The following is a 24,418-nucleotide window of genomic DNA, read 5'->3' on the forward strand; positions in this document are numbered from 1 at the left end:
ACCGCCATCGTTGTATTGCATTCATTACAGTGAGTTAAATCAGATCGTGACAGCCCGGTTAACCGTCATGGTTGCGCTCCTCTTGGTGTTGGATAATGACCGTCCCGCTATCTCCATCAAGGATCAACATGTCGCCACTATTGATCATCTGGGTGGCGGTTTTCAGGTTCACCACGGCGGGGATCCCAAACTCACGCGCGACAATACAACTGTGTGAAAGTGTGGAACCAATATCCGTGACAACACCGGCCGCCAGGGCAAATAACGGCGTCCAACTGGCATCGGTAAAACGAGCAACCAGAATTTCGTCTGGCTGGAACTCACCGGCCTGGACCTGCAAGTCAGTAATCACCCGCGCTTTGGCCACTACGTTGCCAGGACTGGCCGCCAGGCCAGTGAGTGACCGGATGGTTTTATCATCCTGCGTGGGTGCTTTCACTTTGGGGGTATAGGGACCGACAATCGCCATCGGCGGTTCTTCGGCATGTAAATTGAATAAATGTTGATGGCGATTCTGATCGAGCCGCGCTTTGGAAAACGCCTGTTCAGCTGGGATGGTCCCCGCCACATACGCACGAAACTGTTCAAAATCGACATAGGGCAGATCGGCACTACTGGCAATCCCCTGCGCGTCCAGACGCCGTAGAACTTCTAGCATGATGCAACGGTAGAACCAGGTTTCGGTGATAAACGTTGGCCGCGTCGCTTCACGACGTTCGGCCATCATGCCATACAGCTTGATGAGGGTTTTGAGCTTGAAACGGCCCGACCAGGACATCGCACTGAACAGTGCTTCACTATCCTGCTGACGCAGCAGTTCCGTTTCCCTGAGCTTCTTGTGCAAATCTACCGGGTGTTGCAAATACATCTTCATTACTTGCAATAAATAACTCGGGTCATCACGCCAACGCGGGATACTCAGATCAAACTCCTGGCGACCGCGAGAACCAAATTCAACCAGAAAATCTTCAAAATCACCCTGCCAGAAAGCACGGGATATGTCATGGACAGGTAGCAAGGTGACTAACTCATCGGCACGATGCTGTTCAAATAACGCTTTTAATTCAGGCTTTTGGTTAACCGTCGCAACCAATTTGATGATACCGAGCGTCACTTCGATCGTGCGCAGGTTATTCATTGACGCCTTGATGCGATTTTGCAGACCTTTACCATCCTTGATATAGCGTTCACAGGCTTGCGCCAGCGCATCGTAAAGGGCAAATGATTGCAGGAAAAAAGGCATATACGCCGCACAGCTATCGAGAAAAAAGCGGTCAATCCGTTGCAGCTCTTGGTCCAACTGCTGAAGCGTCATGGCGGTCAGATCAAGCCCCAGAAACCGTGTGGTTTCGTCCTGACGCAGAGCAATCATCTGCTCGACGGTCCTGGCGGCGCTGCGCATATTACGGACTTGCTGTTTTAGCCAGTACCAACAACTCTTGGCATAGTCCCAGCCCTGCACGCCCTCGCCATAGGGGTTTTTATAGTCCCTAAAATCGATCTCGTCCGTGGCATAGCGGGTGGTGAATTTCATTTCATTACGGGTCGGTGGACACTGCCTGAGCATATAGGCCGAACCGGAAATATTCAGATAGACATAGCCCTGGATATAGCCCATATAGATCTGCCAGTGACTAATATCGGCAAGCCCCATGGTCTTGATGGCTGGGCCATGAATGTGCTTTTGATAGAACTGACAGAATGACAACCCCAGTGGCGTCATCAGCCCCGTCACAATCTCTCCGGTATCCATCCGCGAGAAAAAAGCGCCCTCCTTCACAGCCGGGTCGCTCTCCCACGGATTGGCGTAGATAACGTTAGCCGTTTTGGCCGATGTGGTTACCGGACGCGCCTGTAATAACCAGACTTTGTCATCTTTCACCGCCCATTCAATATCCAGTTCGGTGCTGTAGATAAGCTGGGCCTGTCTGGCCAGCGTGACCAACTGTTGCAACTGAGCCGGCGTCAGACTGGGGAGATCCCGTTTGGCCTCCGGGGTTTGCAACAGTGTCACCAGACCATGTTCGTCCCGCTGGCAGTAACTCGGTTTATGGCGAATCTGCTGATCACATAGCTCGCCGGTGGCTTTATCCAGCGTGAAACTATCCGTGGTGACCTGCCCGGAAACCACGCCTTCCCCCAGCCCCCAACAACTGTCAATCACCACCTTATCGGTGCTCCCTGACAGAGGATCCTGAGTAAACATCACGCCCGCCGCATCGGCATCAACCATCACTTGTAGAATCACGGCAATGGCACTGTGCGACGCAGGTTCATGACGATATTGAGCCGCTCGTTCAGCCCAAAGCGACGCCCAACAAGCCTGGACCTTGTGCAACACTGCCTCTGAGCCCTTCACATGCAGGTAAGTCTCGTACTGCCCGGCAAATGACTGACGTTGGCCATCTTCATCCAATGCCGAAGAACGAACCGCAATGGTCGTGTCATGGCCCAGGTGTTGATAAGCATCACCGATAGCCTGCTTTAGCGAGTCGGGAATATCGGCATGCAGGATGGCGTCACGCACCGCAATCAGGTCGCCGTCAGTTAATTCCACCCCAGGCACCGCCTCTTCAATAAACTGTTGGTAGGCTTGTGCCGTCACACAAAATGCCGAGGGTACTGGCAGGCCCGCATGAATCAGGTTGTTGAGTGAATAACCCTTACCGCCCAAGTGGTGATGTTCAAGCGCCTTATCACCGGATATTTCAACAACCAGTGGTTGATTCATCCCGCCACCTCCACGGCATTTTCCGTATCCATGAGTTGCGCTTTAACCGCGTTGGCTGCATCAAGTCCCGACAGGATGGCACTCTCGATATTGCCGACGCCGACACTGTCCTGATTAGCGAAATGAATATTTTCAAATGACTGACGGGCGGTTTCGAATACGCCTTCAGCCTGTTGCCCCACTACCGACGTCACCAGCCCTGCGGGCCAATACCAGATCTGGATATCCTCAATAACCTCGGCACCAATCCCTATGTTGCGCAGAACCTTGGCAATTTCGGCATAGGTTTGCTGTTGTAGCGCTAAAAACGCATTCTGTGCGGTACGGTCTTGCCGCTCTGAGCGAGTCGTGGGTTTAAGCAATGTCAGCACGCCCACATCCACGTCAGCATGATCGTCCATCCAGTTGGCCACCAGGCAAGTCCCCGCTTTACACCAAGAGAATGGATCTTTATTGCTGTCCGGTTCGATCATATAGCCACCAAACGAATGACCCAGCACCGGTTTTGACAGGAATACATTCGCCAGATAGTAGTCTTCATGACGAATGTTCTTGATGGCCGCCAACTGTTTGGCTGGCAATCCCGGTAGCCATGTGGCAAGTTGCGTTTTAGGCGCGGCCCAAATGATCTGTTGAGCCTGCACCTGGCGGGGTTGGCCATTGATCGTGAACTGGATGCATGCACCATTGCGCTGCGGCTCAACCGCTGTCAACTGGACATGGTTTTGCAACGTGACATTGCGCTGATGGCTTAGATACTTACACAACCCCGCACTGATACTGCCATTACCGCCAGGCAAGGTGACCAGGTTTCCGCGCAGATAGCCCACCAGAAAGTGCAAACCGACATAGGCAGAGACATCATGAATATCCAGACACTCAACCCGCAAGGTGGTGGATACTGCATTCTCAACCAGTTTGCCCAGTCTGGCGGGTGGCCGCAGCTGTTCCGGTAACCGGCCAAGCTTATCCGGCTCAAACAAATAGGTGTAAAGGGAAATATTATCGAGCAACTCCATATGCGCTTTGCTCCAGGAACCGTTCGGTGTCCAGGGCAGGCGTGGATAAAAGTCGCCACGAGGAGAGAACTTATCCAGAAAGGTATAAAGATCGGCAAAGATCGGGTCACCAAGTTGTTTGGCCGCTACCACGTAGGGTTTACCAATTATCGCATGCAGAAAAAGCTGGCTGGTCAGCCCCCAGACCGAGAGTTTGAGCAGATAACGTGGTTGCTTAATAAAGCCGACCACAATTTCACCTAAGCATTTGAGCAATAAAAAGGTATCAAAAAAGACCAGCGTGTCCTTTTCGTTGGACTTGTATTTTCCCTCCAGACCAATCTTTTTCAGTAAGCGCAGCATATTCGAACCGGGAAACGGTTCTTGAAAACAAACACCGGCGGTGGGATGCTTTAACCGGTTAAAGGTGTGGTAACGGGCATTCCCCCCGAAAGTTGAACTTTTTTCAAGCACCAACACCCGTTCATGAGTAAATTCACTGGCCGCCGTCAGTCCGGAGGCGCCACCGCCGATAATCACGACATCATACTCATCACCCAAGGGAGCAGAAAACGATGATTCAGAAGAGGGTGTGGGCAGCGAAAAAGACGTGGTCGGGAAGGTTCGCGGCTTAGGCTTACGGTGATACTGACCGCGCAGCATGTAAAGCGCGGCCAGCGCAAATACGCCATCCAGCAACATGACCTGGGGCTGGGACTGATGCAAAATCACCACAAAGACAGCCATCATCAAAAGCTGGGCGTAGATCACCAGCGTCGTCCAGAGTGGGTTGAGTATTAATATCACTCCCGACCCAAACAGCACCACTCCCACCAGGATATTGATCACATCACCATGTGCGCCCAGCCAGATACTCGCCGCCGCGTACCAGGTTCCTTGGTTGGCAATTGCCGCCTGCCGAAGAACAGCGGGAACATTCTCAAATTGCGGGAAAGCTTTCGCCAAACCGGCAAGTATGTAGAGGATGCCGAAGAGCCGTTGAATAATCATGATGATGTTCCCCTTAAACCGAGTTTACGGGCAATAATCTCTTTCTGGATATCATTGGTACCGGAGAAAATTCGACTCGGGATCATATTCAAAAGATGGCGAACCAGGCCGAGTTCCTGATCCATCGCTGCTCCGCCAAAAGTTTGAATGGCATCCAGACCGGATTGAACCGCGTACTCGGAAATCAGCAGTTTACTCATGGCGATATCGGCTTCGGCATCCTGACCCTGATCATGTTTCCAACAGGCGCGATAGAGCATCAACCGGCACTGCTCCAGACGCAGTTTCATATCGATAATTCGATTAGAGACAGACTGGAACTGACCGATCGCCTTACCAAATTGCTGGCGCGCTTTGGCATACTCCAGGGTCGTTTCTAAAAGGCGCGCCAATCCCCCCACAAACAGGGCCGACAAGCAGCCTTTTTCCCAAATCATTGAATCATGGAAAATAGCCCCGCCCGCACCTTCCATCCCGATACGCTGTGATTGAGGAATAAAAATGTCGTTGAAAACGATCTCACTCCAGGGGCAATTAGAAAGACAATCTTTCGGGATCACCTCCCCTACGTTCAGGCCGGGCGTGCCTTTCTCGATAAGAAAGGCCGACACGCCCAGGAACCCGTGATCAGGATTTGTTTTCGCATAGATGATAAATACATCGGCAATCGGCGCATTGGTAATAAAAATCTTTTTCCCATTAAGAATATATCCCCCTTCACAGGGTTGGGCTGTCGCCTTCATATTGTAAATATCGGAACCTGCATCAGGTTCGGTGGCCGCATTTGCTGCAATTAATTTCCCGGTCACCAACGATTCAAGATATTTATCTTTCAATTCACTTGAACCAAAACGATAGAGAGGAATAACACAAGCGCATAAATGGGCGCATAATGAAAACGATAATCCAATATCACGGCTTCCTTTTCCCAGGGCCTCGATCATCAATGCAGTATCAAGCGCTCCCAGCTCAGAGCCGCCAAATTGGTGAGAAACCGGACCATGTGCAAATCCATAAGCAGCAGCTTTTTTCCATAATTCAGTGCTTAAAATCTTCTGTGATATTCGTGTTTGTGCATCTTGATCTAATACATCGCAAGCAAATCTATACGCTGACTCATATATATCTGACTGACTATTTGATAGGTTAAAATCCATAAAACACTCCATTGCTTCCATTGCTACAACGGTTAATTGACTTCGCTATTATCTTTAATGTTGATGAGCACAAAATGCAACACTGGAAAATACGTCGTAATGTGAATAGCTTTCCAGTTACCAGTAACATGGTTATATACCCACACTTAACATATGGGTTAACCTTTGATATATAATAAATTTTTAATAAAACAATAATACACAATATTTTACAAATTACACTTTCAATAAACAAATATTAAACAATCCAGATCTTACATAAGCGTTTGACGTCTTTTTGACTTACAACGCAGTGAGAACATTGATGCATGCTTAATATTGATTTAGCTAAGTATTTTTATTGCAAGTAAATGGATGTCATTGTCAAACCGACGCGGAAACGGCACCAATGACCGAAAGCCATCAGTTAGGGATTTATTGCGCTTATTGTTACAACCTGGTGAAGAAGAATTGGCGTATCGAGGCAGACAGTGACCATATCATGATATAAATTTATAGATTACGATGTGCCTGTGCGTGAGGTTTTTCCTGAATAAAGGGTTAACTGATCAGTTGGATTAATATCGTATTTTATACAAAACATTACTGCCATATATTATTTAAATATTACAATATCATTAAACTTATAGTTTAATAAACTCCGGAGTTAAAACAATAAAATAAATAACTTCATCTAACAATAAAATACAATAATGGTAAAAAGTAATTACCCGATGTTCGAAATATTGAACAAATAAGCATATTACATAATAATGAATATATATGATCTGGATAACTTCAGTTGCAGGATGGCGGCAAGCGAAAAAATATCAGTTATTGCACTCACACAGTGAAATCGTATTTTTATATTACATCATCTGGTTTGGCATGACGGCCCCTATACCTGCCATCATGCCAATGATTAATCCGAACGCTAATGGTTCAGGCGGACAACATCAGGCTGTAGGTTTTATATCCCCCGGACAAATTTCGGGCGCGGAAGCCATGTTGCGTGAGTAACCGATAGGCAACATGACCGCGTAAACCCGATTGACAACCGATTAGAATTTCCTTGTCTTTCGGTAGTTCATTTAAGCGACCGCGTAATTCATCAACCGGGATATGTAATGCTGCTGGATATGTACCAATCGTTTTCAACTCTTGCGAGGTACGTATATCCAGCAAGCACTGTCGCTGATGGTCAATATTCACAATGTCGGCGACATGGCAAATCTTGGTATCACCATTAATCACGTTGCTCGCCAGCATACCTGCCTGGTTAACCACATCACGCGCACTATTAAAAGGAGGTGCGTAAGCAAGCTCAAGGTATTCCAAATCCTGAACTTTCAGATGTGCCCGCTGTGCCACCGCTATCACATCAATACATTTATCAATGCCAGCTTTGCCCACCGCCTGCGCCCCGAAAATATCGCCAGTAATGGGATTAAACAGCAACTTGAATGAAATCGGAGAACTGCCAGGATAATAACTCGCATGATTGGGTGTATGGATATACACCTTCTGGTAGTCCATTTGTAAACGCCCCAGCGCTTTTTCATTCAATCCCACACTGCCAACAGCATGATCAAACACTTTACAGATAGCCGTACCCTGACTGCGCTGGTAGCGACGCTCACCACCCAGCATGTTCTCGGCGGCGATACGCCCTTGACGGTTGGCAGGGCCGGCCAGAGGGACCAGCATCGCATTACCCGTCACCCATTCTGCGGTTTCGACAACATCACCGACGGCATAAATATGCGGGTCAGATGTCCGCATAAACTCATCAACCTGAATACCGCCATGCTCTGCCAATGTTAATCCGGCGCTTTTGGCCAACTGGGTGTCGGGCTTAACGCCGATAGCCAGCAGTACCATGCCAGTAGTCAACTGCTCCGTATTGCTTAGTGTAATTTGCAAACCATCGTGATCATCGATCTGTTTTATCGCGCTTAGGCCGGATTGCAAACGCAAGTCCACCCCCTTCTGGCGGATCACCTGATGTAATGCGGACGCCATCTCGATATCAATAGACGCCATGACTTGTGAACTCAATTCCAGCAATGTGACCTTGAGCCCCAAATGTACCAGGGACTCCATCATTTCCAGACCGATAAAGCCGCCGCCGACCACCGTTGCATGCGTCACCTTATGTTGCTGGATATGCGCCAGAATATCATCCATATCGGGAATAGCTCGTAGAGTAAACACACCAGGAAGCGTGATACCCGGTAACGGCGGAATGATAGGACTGGCGCCCGTGCTTAACAGCAGTTGGTCATAATTTTCGCTGTATATCTCACCGGTGTGCTTATTTTCAATCTGTATCACTCGTTTGGCAGCATCAATATTTAACACTTGATGTTCAACACGCACATCAATGTTGAAGCGTTGGGTAAAATCCTGCGGTGTTTTTACCAGAAGTTGTTGGCGTTCAGGGATTTCCCCACTGATGTGGTAGGGCAGGCCACAATTGGCGAAAGAAACATAGGCGCCACGTTCCAATAGAATGATTTCGGCTGTTTCAGATAAGCGCCTGGCCCTGACCGCCGCAGAAGCACCGCCGGCAACCCCACCCACGATAACGATTTTAACTTGACTCACAGCAAACTCCTTTTTTATATCTTGGAGATAAAAACAATTTTTCTCGATTACAAACGATTTAAGGGAATCTTTAAGTAACTGACGCCATTTTCCTCTGCTGGCGGGAACGTACCAGCCCGGATATTTACCTGGACAGAAGGTAGCAAGAGTATAGGCATCGGCAGGGTTTCATCCCGCGCATGGCGAAGCGCTACGAAGGCTGCCTCATCCACGCCATCATGGACATGAATGTTATGCGCGCGTTGTTCTGCGACCGTACATTTCCATAGGGGGCCACGGCCGGACGGCGGATAGTCATGACACACATACAGACGTGTATCTGCCGGGAAAGAGAGGATTTTTCTGATGGAACGATAGAGCGCCTGGGCATCGCCGCCAGGAAAATCACAGCGGGCCGTGCCGACATCCGGCATGAAAAGGGTATCCCCCAGGAAAATGGCATCATCAATATGAAATGCCATATCCGCCGGGGTATGACCGGGCACATGCATCGTCTGCAACGATAACTGACCGACTGACAGCATTTCACCGTCTTTCAACAAATGGTCAAATTGCGAACCATCCGGCAAAAATGTGCGTTCAATGTTAAAGATATCCTTGAAGATCTTTTGTACTTCAACAATTTTTTCGCTTATGGCGATCTTCCCACCGACCTGCTCGCGTAAATAATGCGCCGCTGAGAGATGGTCCGCATGAGCATGGGTTTCCAGCAGCCAATCGACGGCAATACTATGTTTTGCCAGATAATCAATTAACTTATCAGCGGATGCGGTATGCGTGCGTCCAGATTTGGGATCGTAATCCAGAACAGGATCAATAATCGCGGCATGACCACCAGCCTGATCATAAAGAACGTAACTGACAGTACTGGTGGCAGTGTCGAAAAAACCCTCGATATGTAGTGTCATGGTTAACTCCTTACTGGCGGGTTCCGGTCTATTGCCTTAAACAACAAGACTTGAATTAAATATACGATATTATATTATATAACATTGTAAAGTGTTTTGTTGAACTATACCTTAGTTTGAAAGGATCCCTATGGATAACGCGACGATTAGCCAGGAAAAAATTGACCAGGAAAAAATGCGCGACGCCGCCGCAACAGCCACCACGGTATTACGTGCATTGGCTAATGATGATCGTCTGCTGTTGATGTGTCATCTCAGCCAGGGAGAGGCATCAGTAGGTGAAATGGAAGCGGCCCTGGGTATTTATCAACCAACATTATCACAGCAGTTAGGCGTGATGCGGCGGTTACAACTGGTTGCAACGCGTCGTGAAGGAAAACAGATTTTCTATCGTATTGATGACCCGAAAGTCCTCGTTTTACTCAATACGTTATATCAACTTTACTGTCCAAAAGATGAAACAGAAGGCACAGGTCATGACCATTAATATTGAGCAGTTCACGCCATTGATGAGTTTTCTCGGAGGAATGTTGATTGGGTTTGCAGCATGGATATTGATCCTTTTCTGTGGGCGCATAGCAGGGATAAGCGGCATCCTGGGCGGGTTACTCTCCCCAAAAACGACGGATCGCACCTGGCGACTCGCCTTTCTGATCGGCATCATCGCATCACCCGTCTTGTATAGTCTGGTCGCCCCCTTACCTGCCAGTAAGATCGACGCCCCCTGGCCAGTGTTGATCACCGCCGGATTACTGGTCGGAATAGGTACACGTTATGGTTCCGGCTGTACCAGTGGTCACGGTGTGTGTGGGTTATCGCGTTTATCATTGCGCTCTCTGGTGGCCACACTCACCTTTATGTTGGTGGCCTTTATCACCGTCTGGCTAATGGGTTCGCAAATTTAACCCCCAATTATCTATTCACACTATTTACACCGAGAATCGGTTAAAGGATCCGTATGAACTTACTTTTTTCACTGTTGGCCGGGGTCCTATTTGGCATCGGGCTACTGGTCAGTGGGATGGCAAATCCCGCCAAGGTTATTGGATTTTTAGACATCACTCGTGTTTGGGACCCCTCATTGGCTTTTGTTATGGGAGGCGCAATCAGCGTCGCTTTTTTTGCTTTTCGTTTTGTCAAAGGTCGAACGCAGTCAGTTTATGGCGGACCGATAAGTTTACCGACCCGTACACATATCGATAAGCGGTTGGTGGGGGGCGCCATTCTGTTTGGTCTCGGCTGGGGATTGGCAGGAATCTGTCCCGGACCAGCATTGGTGCTGCTCGGTACGGGTGCGACCAAAGGCATCGTATTTGTGGTGGCAATGCTGGCCGGCATGCTGATTTTTGAACAATTGGAAAAAACCAGACAAAGACATTAATCATGCCCACGCCTACCGGTTCATTCGCTCAGGAAAAAACATGTTCATTTCATTAGTTTTAGGTTTGTGTGTGGGGGCTATTTTAGGGATAACCGGTGCAGGCGGCGGTATTTTTGCCGTTCCTGCCCTGGTTATTGGCATGGGATGGAGCCTCCCACAGGCCGCACCTGTCGCCCTGGTCGCGGTAGCCGGAAGCGCCGCCCTGGGTGCCGTCGAAGCCTGGCGCAAGAATCTGGTGCGCTATCGTGCCGCAATTGTGATGGCATTGGCCGGTATTCCGGTCACCGCTGCTGGCGCTTTTGTCGCTCGCCACACCTCCCCCACGCTACTTACCTTACTTTTCGCCGCCGTAATGATCGTGGTAGCCGTTCGTTTACTGCGCAGCCAACACAAAAAAACCACGACGGACACACAAGAGATCACCACTTATCGTGTCGTGTTAGATGAACATACTGAACGATTCGTATGGACGATGTGGACCTGGTTACTGTTTTTAAGTTTTGGTGCCATTACCGGATTTATGACTGGGCTATTAGCTGTTGGGGGCGGATTTATTATCGTCCCTTTGCTGCGACAATTTACCCCCTTGACCATCCACGGTTGTATCGCTACTTCACTGCTAGTCATAGCGCTGGTAAGTTCCGGCGGTATTGTTACCACTGTTATGCATGGCGCATCATTGCCGCTCCCCATGACCGTATGGTTCGCACTCAGCACGGCTGCTGGCATGTTCATTGGTCGGAAAATCGGCAATTATTTGCCTGATCATATCGCTCAACTCAGTTTTGCCGGATTATTGATCATTGTGGCACTGGGGATGGCGATAAATGCCACGATAGTTAGATTTGCCGCCTGACCACTTTTTGACGGTGGTTAAACCACCGCCAGATAATATCCCTCAGAAGCTTCAGGTGGTTATTTAGTTTATATATCTCCTTCATCGTTCAGGTTACCTGTATGTTGGTCGCGCTCAATTACTCGCCCCTGGTTATAAACTAAATACCCCTCTGGATAGCCGTTACTTGATCCTGTTAAATACTTTCCCTGGTGAGGATAAGTATTGCCGTTTTAATAGTTCATGGCTGTTAGTATTATTAGTTTAATTATTTTATCTCATAGTAAAAATAGACAATACTATTTTTACCGCAATATTATTTCACAATACCACCCTCTTCACAGATTGAAACGAGTAGACATCTCTCTTGTAATAAAAAATATTTCGTGGTATCAGGAAGCACTCACAAGAGTGAGTATTAAGATCAATGACACTTCAGGATTAAAATAAGAATGAATTTGAATATTACCGACACACCTAATCAAAAAGAGGAAGATTATGTTATTAAAAGTTTATGGCAGCACAATGAACAATATGATGCTGTAGATATTCATCCCCTGTTTTTAACCATCACGGACGATGATAACAACATCATCGCCGGATTAGTGGCCAGGACATGGTGGGGAGGGCTTGATATTCAGTATTTGTGGGTGAGTGAGAAGTACCGGAAAAGCGGGTTGGGTAGTCAACTCATGCAAAACGCAGAAGAAGAAGCGCTAAAACGTGGTTGTCATATGGCTTATGTCGATACGTTTAGTTTCCAGGCCCGAGGGTTTTACGAAAAACGAGGATACCGTGAGTATGGAAACTTGTCAGGATTCGCCCATCGACACACTCGTCACTATTTATCCAAGCGTATTCAATGAGTAAACTCTCATTATAAAAGGAGGACGGGATGCCACCGTCAGAGAAAACCATTACAGATTATATCAGTAACCTGATTACTTTACTGGAAGGATTAAATGAGCCGTGGGGTATAAAAGATTTAGAATCACGGCACATCTATATGAATAAAGCGGCATATCTTTACACCAACACACCGCGACACTTTGATATAGAAGGGAGATTTGATGAGGAATTTCCGGCCGAATGGGCTGAACTATCCGATGACTTCAAAGAACATGACCGGCGCACAGAAAAGAGTAAAAAACGCGTTGCTATTATAGAGACTCATTATTGGTATGGAAAAAAAACATTGACGCCGTTTATTAGCGAAAAAATACCCATCTTTGATAACGATAAGAAATGTATTGGAACACTGTGGAATTCCAAACAACTCGACACACTCTCTCCGCTGATATATATCAACAAGGAAAAGCCGACAACATTAAAAACAGAGCTGACCACAACTATTTTCACTAAATCAGAGTTTGATATTATTTTTTGGATGTTGCAGCGATTTTCAAGCAAACAGATAGCGCAAAAAATCAATGTCTCACATAAAACAATAGAGAACAGGATATATAACATGTATCAAAAGGCCGGTGTACATTCACTGCATCAGTTTGAAGAGTTCTGTTATCACCTAGGATTGAATAATTATATTCCTGATTCCCTGATATCCAAAGGCGTGCAATTTATTTAAGGAGATTACTTAAATGGAAAGGATAGATGATTATCCAGTCAGTCGAGTTCCCCTGGACATGAGATTGCCATTTTTCAATGTGGCGTTGGTTCACATCGGCATGCTGACGGCATTGGATCAATTCATGCTCGGGGCGGTATTAGGTAATTCGATGACCTTAAGTCATGCCTATTTGTCGATATTGATAGGCAGTTTTATTTTTGGCGTGGTGACGTTAGGACTTGGTTATGCTGGCATGAAAGAGGGGCTGTCAGGTAGCGTACTCGCGAGATGGTGCGGATTCGGACGTTTAGGTTCAGTCTTGATAGGCGTCGTCATTGCGGTAAGTCTGGTCGGCTGGTTCGGGGTGCAGAATGCCGTTTTCGCCAAAGCGCTCAATTTCGCCTTGAATAACCGTCTCGGCTTCGGCTGGTCAGCGGCAATATCCGGTATCGCGTTGACTTTTTTGGTGGCCTTCGGCTTTAAAGCACTGCGATTTACCGCAAGAATAGCCGTGCCAATGTTCATATTGATTGTTGGGTATATATCAACAATGACACTCGCCGGGCATGGCATTAATGAGCTCATTAGCTCGATACCACCAGGCGTGCCAATTTCTGTTAGTGCTGGTGCCACAATGGTGGTCGGCGGTTGTATTGTCGCCAGCCTGATTACGCCAGATATGACGCGCTATTCAAAAAAAGGGCAGCATGTATTCTGGATGACGATCATGTCGATTATTGTTGGTGAGTTCATTGTTAACGGGTTAGCAATATTAATTGCGCGAGCGTTAAATACTGCTGACGTCGTGACCATTATGTCCCAAACGGCTGGCGGGATCGGTCTTATCGTGGTTATTTTCTCTACATTAAGGATCAACGACATCAACCTTTATTCATCATCCTTAGGAATCGCTAATGCTGTAGAAGGTATGACAGGAAAGAAGCTCAGCTATATGTCGATAACATTGGTTATTGGTTTTATTGGAACGTTTCTTTCTGTGATTGGCATTTTAGACCGATTTGTTGATTTCCTCACTTTGCTCGGCGTTCTTTTCCCCCCCATTATCGGAATAATGTTGGTCGACTATTATATTTTGCAGTCCCATCAAGAACTGCTGACAGAGAGTCGGCGAACAGGGAAACTCCCGGAGATAACAGAAACACCGCGCATTGGTTGGGCCGCGATCATTTCAAGTATTGTCGGTGGCGTAATAGGGTTCGCAATCGAATGGGGAATACCGGCCCTTAATTCATTGTTGGTAGCCAGTATTATGTATTGGCTACTTAAAAAGCACGCCCTCGCTGGCGCGGTTGAACACGAGCAACGTACTGAAACTTGAGCATACACGGAGTCTATGAGGATATTAAGCACCGCTCAGATTGAGGCCTTCATGAGATAGTCTCAACGGTGATAATGGGAGAGAAGAGTAAAGCATCAGCGCCAGGGATGGCGCGGCTTGAGCTTACCAGGATGTACTTGCAGCGTCTTTACGATCCCCCCATTATCACTGCGATGTACATCTGGTCATAAAACGCAAACCGGTAGGTTATCTGCTGGCGTTGGTATCTACCTCAACAGGATCGACATGGGTCATCATGTTCAGAACGGAGAAATTATCCAGCACCGCTTTCCTCGCAGCAACAGCAATATCATGACCTTCCCTGACTGACAATGTGCCATCAATTTCCAAATGCACATCGACAATAATCAGATCGCCCATCTTACGGGTTTTCAAATCGTGAATGCCGGATACACCTTCGGTTGCCAGGATGGTATGTTTGATTTTTTCTTCTATTTTCGAATCAGCGGCTCTGTCCATCAGATCGTGCAACGAATCCCACATGAAAGCCGCACCCATCTTCGACACCATCAAACCCACAACTAATGCGGCGATCGGATCGAGTAGTGTGAATCCCATCAGGTTTCCGATGATACCCACCGAGACAACCAGGGACGAGGCGGCATCCGAACGAGCATGCCAGGCATTGGCGACCAGCATGCTTGATCTGACCCGCTTTGCCACAGCCAGCATGTAGCGAAAAAGGAGCTCTTTAGATACCAGCGCCACCAGTGCCACCCACAGTGCAATGATATGAACTTGTGGGATAGATGCCGGATCCTGAATTTTATGACCAGCGGACCACAGCATTCCTATACCGACGACCAGCAGCAACGTCCCCAACGCGAGAGATGCCGCATTCTCATAACGGTGATGACCGTAAGGATGGTCATCATCAGCTTCTTTCTTGCTTTTATGATTGGCGACCAAAACCACAAAATCAGCGACCAGATCAGATAATGAATGAATACCGTCGGCAATAAGACCTTGAGAACCAGAGAATACGCCGATCGTGACCTGACCCAGAGTAAGAAATACATTTACAACGACACTGACCCAGGTACTTTTACGGGCAGCGTTAAAACGTTCTGACTGTTTGGTGTCGTGTTCATCAAATAGCATCTCTTTTTCCATAAAATATTCCTGCTAAAACCAGCATTGATAATTAGTGATTAACTTATGGTAATTATTCAGAGTGTGGTTTACCGCGGCAAAACCACACCAGCGTCACAGAGATGCAGCACATCGAAGGAAATATTGAATGGCTACGACTCTGAATGACAATCCAGTTTTAGGACTGGGATTGCTGTCCAAAGTGATAACCCACCGGTTAACGGCGATGCTTATTATCTGGGGTTTTATTTGTTCTGTAAACTGCGCTGTTACACCCTCCATAGTCTATCCTTTAATAAGTCGTATCTTCTGGATTTAACATGAATAAAAACCGCCAGCATTTCACCGGCCTTACCACCCGGGAAGCTGATCTGCGACTGTCAAAGTTCGGCCCAAATCAATTGACGGCCAAACCACCCCACCCGGTTTTGATGGTATTGCGGGAAACATTGACTGAACCGATGTTTTTGCTGTTGATTGCAGCAGGCGCTATCTACATGTTGCTAGGTGATATTCACGAAGCCATGTTGTTGGTGGGTTTTGTGCTTATCATTGTGGTAGTCACCGCCTTGCAGTCACACCGAACCGCCAGGGCGCTAGCCGCATTGAAAGAGTTGTCCTCGCCCCACACACACGTCCTGCGTGATGATGAATGGCAACAGATCCCAGCAGAAAATCTGGTTCCCGGCGATGTAATACAAATAGGTGAAGGCGAGCGTTGTCCGGCCGATGGTCAGCTGCTATCCGCGCATGAGCTTGCTGTCGATGAATCACTGCTCACCGGTGAATCTGTCCCGATTGCCAAATTTGTCTTGTCTGCTGATGCTCCCCGTACTCGTGCCGATCTTTGTGCCGGGACCGTCGTCACTCGAGGACAAGGCATCCTGCAAATAACGGCTACAGGCACGCTCACGCAGTTGGGGCAAATTGGCACCAGTCTGGCCGAAATGGAAGACACTCCTTCGCCTTTACAGCAGGAAATTCGTCATTTCATCCGGCGCTTTACTCTATTTGGCGGAGCAGTCAGCTTTATCGTTCTGTTATTGATAGGTCTTATACGCGGCCAATGGGTAGAAGGCTTTCTTGCCGGGATCATGCTGGCAATGAGTCTACTGCCTCAAGAATTCTCCGTCATTCTTACCGTATTTATGGCACTCGGCGCACGGCGGATTGCCACACACGGTGTACTGACCCGCCGGCTTTCTGCCATCGAAACGTTAGGTGAAACACGCGTGTTGTGCGTGGACAAGACCGGCACACTCACCCGTAATCGTATGGCGGTAAGAATGCTGTCGGTGGGCGATGATCTGCTAGATGTTAATGAAATCCAGGCCAGCACATTGCCAGAGGCATTCCATGAACTGGTGGAGTACGGCATTCTGGCCAGCGAACTTGAGCCATTGGACCCAATGGAACTGGCTATTCATCAGATTGGGAAAGTACAACTCTCAGGTACCGAACATTTGCACAATAACTGGGTCCTGGCGCGGGAATATGAAATTGCCCCAGACCTGTTGGCCATGAGTCATCTCTGGCAGGCGCCTGGATTCAAGCATTTCCCGGTCGCCTGTAAAGGTGCGCCTGAAGCCGTGGCTGATCTTTGTCATCTGCCGCCGCAAGCGTCACAGGCTATGTTGGCGCGTGCTGATGAAATGGCCAAACACGGTCTACGTGTGCTGGCGGTAGCCCGGGCACAACATAATCACGGAAACTGGCCTGAGATTCAGCACGACTTTGTCTTTGAGTTACTCGGTCTGGTCGGGTTGGCTGATCCACTGAAAACAGAAGTGCCGCAAGCCATTACCGCATGCCATAACGCCGGGGTACGTGTAGTCATGATCACGGGAGATCACCCGGCTACCGCCCGGGCCATTGCTGATGAAGCCGGTATTCCATCATCACAGGTTATCACCGGCGACCAGCTGAAAAACATGACCGATGAAGAACTCAGTCTGAAAGTCAGCAGCGTCAATATATTTGCCCGTATCGCCCCTATTCAAAAGTTACGATTGGTGAATGCGTTTAAGCGCGGCGGTGATGTCGTCGCCATGACCGGGGACGGCGTTAATGACACACCGGCACTGAAGGCCGCACATATTGGGATCGCCATGGGCAGCCGCGGTACCGATGTAGCGCGACAAGCCGCTGATCTGGTGTTGGTCGCGGACGACTTTGCGGCTATTGTTCAGGCCATGCGTATGGGGCGGTGCATCTACCATAATTTGGTCAAAGCAATTACCTATGCTATCGCCGCACATCTACCGATCATCGGTATTGCCATGTTGCCCCTGCTCTTCGGCGCCCCGATGATGCTGACACCGGCACTTATCGCCTTTCTGGAACTGGTGATCAGTCCAACCTGCTCCATTGTTTTCGAGGCGGAAACCGCCCCCGAACGCTTGATGCATGAACCCCCTCGTTCACAGGGAATGCAACTGTTCAGCAAAAGAACACTGCTGCACAGTGTGGCTCAAGGTGCGTCCGTCTTTGCTGCAACAGGGTTGACCTATTGGATTGCGCACACAATTGGAATGGGAGAGGCCGAAGCTCGCACGCTCGGCTTCCTGACATTAGTGCTGGGAAATCTGGGATTGGTTTACGTCAATCGGGATCTTGACTCGCACTGGATGGCGGTAAACTGGCAATTTGTCAGTGTGGCTGCCGGTTCACTGGGACTCATGCTGTTGATTATTCATCAATCGACGCTAGCTGCTTTATTTGGATTTTTTCCACCGGAAACAAAATATTATGCACTGGTCATCGTCTGTGTCATCACTGGCAGTCTGTGTGCAGCGCTGGGGGGAAAAATCGTTGATATATTTATTGATAAGTTAAAAAAATAATAAATTCCAAATTTTCACCTGTGATGAAAAACTAATCATGATATCGAGGTGACATATATGTATTACTTACTTGGAATAATAGTTATCTGTGCAATGGCATGGTTGACAAGTATCCCCGCTCAGAATGACGTCGTCGATTTTATATATTGGAGAAATCAGATAATTCAGCTTTCCGGATTATTGTCCACGGTTCTGCTCAGTACACTGCTTATTTTTGCCACCCGTCCATCCTGGATTGAACAACGATTAGGCGGGCTGGATAAGCTTTATCTGTTGCATAAAAAAATGGGTATAGCCGCTTGCATTATGATCACCATCCACTGGCTCTTGTCAAAAGCGCCCCGCTATCTGTCTGAGTTAGGTTTCATCCGCCTTGGGCCACATCGGAATCATGGCACAATTCCATGGCGAGGCTTTATGGTCGATATGGGTGAAATAGCATTTTATGGGATAGTGATCATTGTCATCATCAGTCTTATAAAAGCACTACCCTACAATCAGTTCAAAATAACCCACAAAATTGCTGCCATTGTGGCTGCATTAGCGCTAATTCATGGCGCTTATCTTGTAACACCCGCCTTGCGTTGGACATCATTCGGTATATTGACATGGCTGACATCCGCTACCGGTTTTTGCGCCGCCCTCTTTTGCCTCAGTGGTCAAATAGGCAAAAAGCATCGATTCTCAGGAAATATCATCGCCAGTAGATCGCTTAATAACGATGTCATTGAAATAGATATCAGCGCGGCACAAGGGTTTGTGGAAAAATATCAGCCAGGCCAGTTTGCTCTGGTAACCCTCGATGAAAAAGAAGGCTCACATCCTTTTACCGTGATGAAATATGATAGAAAAAATAGCACATTAACATTTGCAATTAAAAAATTAGGGGATTACACGGATAAATTACACGCTTCAATTAAAAATGGAGCATCCGTTTCTGTAGAAGGTCCTTATGGTCGATTCATCTTACCGTCTAACAGCAATACTACAACTTATTGGATCGCTGGCGGCATCGGTATAACACCCTTTATTGCATGGCTGGAAGCGCTGGCTGAACGGAATGAAAAAAGGCCACACACCACGCTGATATATTGCGTTAATAACCATCAGGATTTGGTCTTCGAGGAGCAATTAAAACGCCTCACCGCACTGTGTGGCATTACTCTGAAAATTTTAGTACAGAAACAGGACGGATTATTAGTCCCGTCAACACTAAACAACTATCAGAATAGCGACTATTGGTTTTGTGGGCCAATAGGCATGAGAAAAATGCTATTAGCAAACCTGCCCAAAAACAGAATTCACTTTGAAAACTTTACTTTCAGATGACAGACGATACTGTCTGGTAAAGAGAGTATTAAAAACACCCGTTGAATGGTAATTAAACCTGACCGCCGCTTTCTCCCACCATCTCGGATATATCAATAGATGACTAGATGCAGGAAAGCGGCAACCGAGTGAATCCCCAGGTAGCGGCGAGGGGTATATTGGGATAAGGCACTCAGTCCTGGAAACATCATGATCAATCCGCACCACAAGCATTAATGTTCTAATCAAACGGCGTCACCCTTTTCCTATACCGATAAAAGTTAAAAATGGAGCCATCGGTTGTACCTGCTGCGAAAATCAGCTAATCACTCTTTCCCCAACCTTTTCTCCTTGCTTCTTTTTCTTTATATAGCCCCCAGACAGCGCATGTTTTTTTCTCCGATGAGATCATAAATAAATATCACTTACTTTAGCCCTATAATGTTCATGTGTATGTAAAAACGCCAAGCTTACCACTGTATCAAAATCGTACTTTCCTTGGTGAGCAGGCTCGATATCTGTTCGTCAGAAAATTCGATAGGCACCGACAGCAAGACCTTATGGTAAAAACAAGCTGAGTTTGCGAATAATTTTTCCATTACGCCTTTTCCTTTTTAGATAGAGCTGAATGTTTACACATTCAGATTAAAGGAAAACATGTACCGGGCTATTCTAATATTTCATATTCAAATGCTAATTTTTAAAAGCATCAGACCCACATTCAGTCACTCCCTTCTTTTCATAAAGATGAGATCGATCATCTAATTCTTCACCTCACTGCCACCATGGGTTCTCGGATGGCAGCCGTACAAAGGTTCAACGTATCAGACAGCGGTAAGTTACAAACGGAAACATATCCTGAAACCGTTACGCAATGATAATGGAAGATCCGCTATGATGAACTGTTTGCAAAAATGGCGCACACCGCTGCTGGTCATTCTGCCTTTGTTGGCACTGGCACCTGCAACCGTATTAGCTAGTGCGCCAGTAATCATGAATATCAATGGGTTAAATAGCACACTGGATAATGGACTGGTCAAGTTCAGCTTCGGCTCGGACGGCAGTGCCCAAGGAGTATGGAAAGATGGCACCAACCTGATCACTCATCTTTCCGGCGCAATACGCGACCCCAGTAAAAACCGTAGTTTTTATCTGGATTACTATTCCAGCGGCGTCAATGATTTTATCCCCAAGCGTGTTGAAGTTATCAGACAAACGCCAGAACTGGCCCACATTGCTTATATTGACGATAGCGGTGGCAAACTACGACTGGAATACCACCTGATCATGAAAAAGGGTATCAGCGGCCTCTACAGCTATGTCGTCGCTTCAAATCCGGGACAGGAGGCGGTCAATATCAGTGAACTGCGCAATGTCTATCGTTTTGATGCCAGCCGGATGAACCAGCTCTTCAACAGCAAACATCGTGGTACACCACTGCTGTATAGCGAGTTGGAACAATTGCCTAAAGTTCAGGACGAAACCTGGCGGCTGGCCGACAATAGTGTTTATTCCAAGTATGACTTTGCCGGTTATATCCGGGAAAGTCCTTATTGGGGGGTGATGGGTAACGGCTTTGGTGCCTGGTTAGTGCCAGCCAGTTATGAATATTATTCTGGCGATGCCTTAAAACAGGAACTGTTGGTACATCAAGACGCCATTATTCTGAACTATATGACTGGCTCCCATTTCGGCACACCCGACCTGGTGGCGCCACCGGGCTGGGAAAAACTTTATGGTCCTTGGCTGCTGTACATCAATCAAGGTAGTGACACTCAACTCATCGCGGATGTCAATCGGCAGGCAAGTCATGAACGTGCCAGTTGGCCCTATCGTTGGGTTGAAGATTCACGTTATCCACAACAACGAAGCACACTAACCGGTAAGTTAAACATGAGCGTACCCAAAGCCATGGTCGTGTTGACCTCCAGCGATGAGCCGTTCGATATTCAAACCCATGGTTATTTCTTCTCAGCCAAAACAAAGCGTGATGGTCTCTTTTCTCTGCATAATGTTCCCGCAGGAAAATATCACTTATCGGTATATGCTCTCGGTGGACAACAAATCGGCATACTGGCACAGCGTTCTATTACTGTTGAGAAACAACAGCAAAATCTTGGCACCATCAAGGTCAAACGAGCAGACAGGATTATCTGGAGTATTGGCAAGGCGGATCGTCGCGCCGGTGAATTCAAGTGGGGTGACCGTCCACGCCATTATCAGTGGCAGACACAAGTGCCCGCCAACCTGACATTTGAAATCGGCAAAAGTAAGGACTCACAGGATTGGTACTATGCTCAGACCAAGCCCGGCAGTTGGATAATTCAGTTCAACACCCATGTCGACGCATCACCACGGGTACTGAATATCGCTATTGCCGCAGCCAGTAATAATGGTATGACAACGCCGACCACTACCCCTCAACTGGCGGTGAAGGTCAACGATCAACGACTGAGTACGCTAAGGTACAGCAATGATAAGGCCATTTACCGTGAAGCCATGCAAAATGGTAGATACCACGAGGTCCATATCCCGCTACCTGACGGCGTTCTGAAAAAGGGGGTCAATCGCGTCACACTGGAGTTGCAAGGTGGTATGGTGATGTATGATGCCATCAGCCTGAGTGAGCCGTCTGAAGAGGAATAATCGACGAGTTATCCCATAGCAAACATCCCCCCGCTTACACGGGGGGATGTTATTGATGCTGTCACCACAGTAGTCACTCCCTGTATTTAATCATCAAAATACAAGCGTCCTTTCTTTGGTTCCCCTGGTGTTGGGGGATGACAGATCTCGTTATTTCCAATAAAAAACAAGCAAGCAAATTATAATTTAAAAAATAATAACTTATGTAGCCAATAGCCAATTCATCAGACCAACTAAACGATAGCGCAATGCAAATGTTTAAGTCAACGGATTAGTAGACATAAAGGTGTTATTTGTGTCTACTTTTTATGATTTTTAGGCATTCATTCCAGTTTTACTCATTTATTCTCCTATAGCCTCGCCGCCTCACCACTAGACATATATTGGCTCGCAACCTCACGAATGTTCTGCTTTTCCACAGAAACGGAATCTTGTTCCGCTCAGGGTTGGATGACATCACGGCGTGATATATAGTGGTCTGAGAAGCTATTGCTGAAGGAATTACCATGAAAACAACCAATGCCCAGCGTAAAGTAAACATCATTAAAAATATTGAATATCTGATGCGTACGCGTGGAGAAACCAAAGCCTCTTTTTCAAACCGCACCGGCGTTACGCGAACCACAATCTATAAAATACTTGATGGTCGCGTTAATAACGTGCAGCAATCAACCGTCAACAGAATCTCGGACTTTTTTGGCGTTTCCTGTGAAGAAATAGAAGATTACGATCTTGAAAAGGTCGAGTTACTTAATAAAACCATCTCTTTTGAAGGCAATAGAAATCCGTCTGCCGTACCTATAATTCCTCAGTCAGAACTACTATCTGTATTTGAACAAAAAATTGGACAGTTAACCATTCAATACCCGCTAACCTATTTCTTTGGCGATGAAGCAAATATGCTGGCGATAAAAGTAGAGACCGCTATTGGTGATCAATTCTCACCTAACGACACTATTATTATCAAACGCCCACCAGCACTGGTATTGAATACACCAATGCTCTGCTATTCATACTCATCTGGCTTTATTATCCAATCAGCAGAAGAGCAGTCTACAGCAGATAAAAATAAACCACATGATATAAAGCTTTTGGGATATATCATAGAGGAAAGATTGTAAATGGAGTCTAACAGGAAGTTTAAATTATTAGGTTTTAACCATAGCGGGAAACTATCAGCCAATATCATGGTTCTCGCTACGGGAAAAACCATCAGCATGGATCTGAAGGAACTCACTGATAGTGAAATATCAGAAGATTTCAATCGGCATGAACTGAATGCCTTATACAAAAAGCTTTATAGTGGAAAAGAAATTGTTACTACCTATGATCTTAGTGACCGTCATGATCGTTCCTGGCATGCTTATGTTCTGCTCAGTATCGCACTAACTGTTATTTTTATTTTTTCCACTGTCGCCGGCGTTAAACCCATTAATATTCCCAAATTGAATATGATTGTTCCACCTGCGGTTTTCGTTTATCCCATTACGTTTATTCTGGTGGATATTCTTAATGAATTTTACGGTTTGAAACTGGCCAGACGGACGATTATCATCAGCTTCTTCGCCCACCTTTTTTTCGTGTTGGCGTTATGGATTACCAGCCTGATTCCACCACTGCCCCAATGGGAATACGGCCAAACTTATAATGGCATTATTCATAGTATGATGGCCGTATTGGTGGCCTCCTCTCTCGCTTATCTGGTTTCTGAAAACGTTAATGCCTACGTACTGTATAAAATAAAGATCCTGACCAAATCCAAATATCTGTTTATCCGCGTGATTACCAGTACCGTTACAGCGTCTGCCCTGGACAGTATTATTTTTTGTACCCTGGCGTTCTATAATGTGCTGAGTTTTGAGATAATCAAAGAGATGATTTTGTCGCAATTTCTGATCAAAGTAGTCTATGCGGTGCTGGGTGTCGGCCCTATTTATGGTACCCGCAAACTGTTCAGAAGCTATATCAATACCGCTACGGCAAGGAACTGATTAC

18 protein-coding genes are annotated in these 24,418 nt (G+C 47.0%); 12 read left to right on the forward strand and 6 right to left on the reverse strand.

Going from position 1 to position 24,418, the window contains the following annotated elements; all coding sequences use genetic code 11:
- Positions 1-58: 58 nt before the first annotated feature.
- The 5 genes from pigC to RS889_RS18495 form a co-directional block, all read right to left on the reverse strand.
- Positions 59-2,731 carry a prodigiosin ligase PigC gene (pigC, locus tag RS889_RS18475; RefSeq protein WP_315708302.1) on the reverse strand — a complete coding sequence of 891 codons (2,673 nt, stop codon included), beginning with the start codon at positions 2,729-2,731 and terminating at the stop codon, positions 59-61.
- Positions 2,728-4,740: a prodigiosin MAP biosynthesis oxidoreductase PigB gene (gene pigB / locus RS889_RS18480; protein WP_315708303.1), complete on the reverse strand. Its 2,013-nt coding sequence runs from the start codon at positions 4,738-4,740 to the stop codon at positions 2,728-2,730. The genes pigC and pigB overlap by 4 nt, the downstream gene beginning before the upstream one ends.
- Positions 4,737-5,897 (reverse strand): prodigiosin MBC biosynthesis dehydrogenase PigA, encoded by a 1,161-nt coding sequence (gene pigA, locus RS889_RS18485; RefSeq protein WP_315708304.1) that lies wholly within the window; start codon positions 5,895-5,897, stop codon positions 4,737-4,739. Before pigA ends, pigB begins: the two co-directional genes overlap by 4 nt.
- A gap of 921 nt (positions 5,898-6,818) precedes the next feature.
- On the reverse strand, positions 6,819-8,483 hold the full coding sequence (locus RS889_RS18490) for an FAD-dependent oxidoreductase (RefSeq protein WP_315708305.1): 1,665 nt from the start codon (positions 8,481-8,483) through the stop codon (positions 6,819-6,821).
- 47 nt (positions 8,484-8,530) lie between these two features.
- Positions 8,531-9,391, reverse strand: a complete 861-nt coding sequence (locus RS889_RS18495) for an MBL fold metallo-hydrolase (protein WP_315708306.1) — start codon at positions 9,389-9,391, stop codon at positions 8,531-8,533.
- Positions 9,392-9,521: 130 nt separating this feature from the next.
- Here RS889_RS18495 and RS889_RS18500 point away from each other — a divergent pair, with 130 nt between their 5' ends.
- The 7 genes from RS889_RS18500 (at position 9,522) to RS889_RS18530 (ending at position 14,513) form a co-directional block, all read left to right on the forward strand.
- Positions 9,522-9,878 (forward strand): metalloregulator ArsR/SmtB family transcription factor, encoded by a 357-nt coding sequence (locus RS889_RS18500; RefSeq protein WP_315708307.1) that lies wholly within the window; start codon positions 9,522-9,524, stop codon positions 9,876-9,878.
- On the forward strand, positions 9,868-10,296 hold the full coding sequence (locus tag RS889_RS18505) for a YeeE/YedE family protein (RefSeq protein ID WP_315708308.1): 429 nt from the start codon (positions 9,868-9,870) through the stop codon (positions 10,294-10,296). Before RS889_RS18500 ends, RS889_RS18505 begins: the two co-directional genes overlap by 11 nt.
- Before the next feature lie 53 nt (positions 10,297-10,349).
- Positions 10,350-10,772, forward strand: coding sequence for a DUF6691 family protein (locus RS889_RS18510; RefSeq protein WP_315708309.1), 423 nt, complete (start codon positions 10,350-10,352; stop codon positions 10,770-10,772).
- A 40-nt stretch (positions 10,773-10,812) separates the two neighbouring features.
- The gene (locus RS889_RS18515; protein ID WP_315708310.1) at positions 10,813-11,628 is read left to right on the forward strand and encodes a sulfite exporter TauE/SafE family protein; all 816 of its coding nucleotides are present in this window, start codon (positions 10,813-10,815) and stop codon (positions 11,626-11,628) included.
- Between the two features lie 431 nt (positions 11,629-12,059).
- Positions 12,060-12,473 carry a GNAT family N-acetyltransferase gene (locus RS889_RS18520; RefSeq protein WP_315708311.1) on the forward strand — a complete coding sequence of 138 codons (414 nt, stop codon included), beginning with the start codon at positions 12,060-12,062 and terminating at the stop codon, positions 12,471-12,473.
- 29 nt (positions 12,474-12,502) lie between these two features.
- Positions 12,503-13,192 (forward strand): helix-turn-helix transcriptional regulator, encoded by a 690-nt coding sequence (locus RS889_RS18525; protein WP_315708312.1) that lies wholly within the window; start codon positions 12,503-12,505, stop codon positions 13,190-13,192.
- A 13-nt stretch (positions 13,193-13,205) separates the two neighbouring features.
- Positions 13,206-14,513, forward strand: a complete 1,308-nt coding sequence (locus tag RS889_RS18530) for a cytosine permease (RefSeq protein WP_315708313.1) — start codon at positions 13,206-13,208, stop codon at positions 14,511-14,513.
- Positions 14,514-14,720: 207 nt separating this feature from the next.
- Here RS889_RS18530 and RS889_RS18535 read toward each other — a convergent pair whose 3' ends face one another.
- Positions 14,721-15,647 (reverse strand): cation diffusion facilitator family transporter, encoded by a 927-nt coding sequence (locus RS889_RS18535; protein ID WP_315708314.1) that lies wholly within the window; start codon positions 15,645-15,647, stop codon positions 14,721-14,723.
- Positions 15,648-15,946: 299 nt separating this feature from the next.
- On the opposite strand from RS889_RS18535, the gene RS889_RS18540 reads away from it, so the two are divergent.
- The 5 genes from RS889_RS18540 to RS889_RS18560 all read left to right on the forward strand — a co-directional run bounded on the left by RS889_RS18540 (position 15,947) and on the right by RS889_RS18560 (position 24,414).
- Positions 15,947-18,469, forward strand: a complete 2,523-nt coding sequence (locus tag RS889_RS18540; protein WP_315708315.1) for a cation-translocating P-type ATPase — start codon at positions 15,947-15,949, stop codon at positions 18,467-18,469.
- A 57-nt stretch (positions 18,470-18,526) separates the two neighbouring features.
- A complete protein-coding gene (locus RS889_RS18545; protein WP_315708316.1) occupies positions 18,527-19,798 on the forward strand; it encodes a ferredoxin reductase family protein in 1,272 nt (423 codons plus the stop codon).
- Positions 19,799-20,671: 873 nt separating this feature from the next.
- Positions 20,672-22,423, forward strand: coding sequence for a polysaccharide lyase family protein (locus tag RS889_RS18550; RefSeq protein WP_315708317.1), 1,752 nt, complete (start codon positions 20,672-20,674; stop codon positions 22,421-22,423).
- 506 nt (positions 22,424-22,929) lie between these two features.
- Complete coding sequence (locus RS889_RS18555) at positions 22,930-23,544, forward strand: helix-turn-helix domain-containing protein (RefSeq protein WP_021014620.1); 615 nt, start codon at positions 22,930-22,932, stop codon at positions 23,542-23,544.
- Complete coding sequence (locus tag RS889_RS18560; protein ID WP_021014619.1) at positions 23,545-24,414, forward strand: queuosine precursor transporter; 870 nt, start codon at positions 23,545-23,547, stop codon at positions 24,412-24,414.
- Positions 24,415-24,418: the final 4 nt, after the last annotated feature.

The organism is Brenneria uluponensis, assembly GCF_032395385.1.
Classification (GTDB): domain Bacteria; phylum Pseudomonadota; class Gammaproteobacteria; order Enterobacterales; family Enterobacteriaceae; genus Prodigiosinella; species Prodigiosinella aquatilis.

Coding starts and splice junctions, on each gene's coding strand:
- RS889_RS18495 (WP_315708306.1), bottom strand. CDS start 9,391: ATGACACTACATATCGAGGGTTTTTTCGACACTGCCACCAGTACTGTC.
- RS889_RS18550 (WP_315708317.1), top strand. CDS start 20,672: ATGATGAACTGTTTGCAAAAATGGCGCACACCGCTGCTGGTCATTCTG.
- pigB (WP_315708303.1), bottom strand. CDS start 4,740: ATGATTATTCAACGGCTCTTCGGCATCCTCTACATACTTGCCGGTTTG.
- RS889_RS18505 (WP_315708308.1), top strand. CDS start 9,868: ATGACCATTAATATTGAGCAGTTCACGCCATTGATGAGTTTTCTCGGA.
- RS889_RS18560 (WP_021014619.1), top strand. CDS start 23,545: ATGGAGTCTAACAGGAAGTTTAAATTATTAGGTTTTAACCATAGCGGG.
- pigA (WP_315708304.1), bottom strand. CDS start 5,897: ATGGATTTTAACCTATCAAATAGTCAGTCAGATATATATGAGTCAGCG.
- RS889_RS18545 (WP_315708316.1), top strand. CDS start 18,527: ATGTATTACTTACTTGGAATAATAGTTATCTGTGCAATGGCATGGTTG.
- RS889_RS18530 (WP_315708313.1), top strand. CDS start 13,206: ATGGAAAGGATAGATGATTATCCAGTCAGTCGAGTTCCCCTGGACATG.
- RS889_RS18510 (WP_315708309.1), top strand. CDS start 10,350: ATGAACTTACTTTTTTCACTGTTGGCCGGGGTCCTATTTGGCATCGGG.
- RS889_RS18500 (WP_315708307.1), top strand. CDS start 9,522: ATGGATAACGCGACGATTAGCCAGGAAAAAATTGACCAGGAAAAAATG.
- RS889_RS18535 (WP_315708314.1), bottom strand. CDS start 15,647: ATGGAAAAAGAGATGCTATTTGATGAACACGACACCAAACAGTCAGAA.
- RS889_RS18525 (WP_315708312.1), top strand. CDS start 12,503: ATGCCACCGTCAGAGAAAACCATTACAGATTATATCAGTAACCTGATT.
- RS889_RS18540 (WP_315708315.1), top strand. CDS start 15,947: ATGAATAAAAACCGCCAGCATTTCACCGGCCTTACCACCCGGGAAGCT.
- RS889_RS18515 (WP_315708310.1), top strand. CDS start 10,813: ATGTTCATTTCATTAGTTTTAGGTTTGTGTGTGGGGGCTATTTTAGGG.
- RS889_RS18555 (WP_021014620.1), top strand. CDS start 22,930: ATGAAAACAACCAATGCCCAGCGTAAAGTAAACATCATTAAAAATATT.
- RS889_RS18520 (WP_315708311.1), top strand. CDS start 12,060: ATGAATTTGAATATTACCGACACACCTAATCAAAAAGAGGAAGATTAT.
- pigC (WP_315708302.1), bottom strand. CDS start 2,731: ATGAATCAACCACTGGTTGTTGAAATATCCGGTGATAAGGCGCTTGAA.